Annotated in this window: 1 protein-coding gene; it reads right to left on the bottom strand. The window is 39.6% G+C overall.

What is annotated here, in order from left to right; genetic code table 11:
* The coding region (locus FD34_RS01860; protein WP_191980191.1) for a transposase at positions 1–345 on the bottom strand (345 nt) is incomplete at its 3' end.
* Positions 346–492 lie beyond the last annotated feature (147 nt).

Raw genomic sequence — 492 nt, 5'->3', positions numbered from 1 at the left:
ACAATCCGTATTAGTTAAATGAATCGTCTTATCCACTTGAGGTAAACCATCCAAAAAAGCGCTCCGTCGACCAGAAGACTTGGCTTTCCGGTGACGCACCACTTGTTTTGTCTGCTTTTCAATCACTTCCGTGATTGAAACATTAGAATCTTGCAGCTGAGCTAGTTCATCATCACTAAACAGTGATTGCTGACCATCAACTACGGACTCAATTACTTCAGTTTTTTTCCCAAACATTTGGTTTTGTTGAAGCTTAATAATCGCTGTCAACTTATTAACCTGATCCTTCAAGGCTTTGATCTGCTGCTTAAGCTCTCGATTCTCTTCTACTAAGCTCTTACTCATAGTACGTCACCTCCCTTTAAATTATTCTTCGGTAATTATATCAAAGAACAACGGTTTTAAACAGAGGTAATTCAATAAAAGGTACCTGGTTGGGCAGCTTTGATCCGACGAACTGGCAACGGGTTTAATCCTTTCAATAACCAATCC

Origin of the sequence: Limosilactobacillus pontis DSM 8475, from assembly GCF_001435345.1 — a bacterium.
GTDB classification, from domain to species: Bacteria; Bacillota; Bacilli; order Lactobacillales; family Lactobacillaceae; genus Limosilactobacillus; species Limosilactobacillus pontis.
This window is presented reverse-complemented; position numbering and strand designations above follow the sequence as displayed.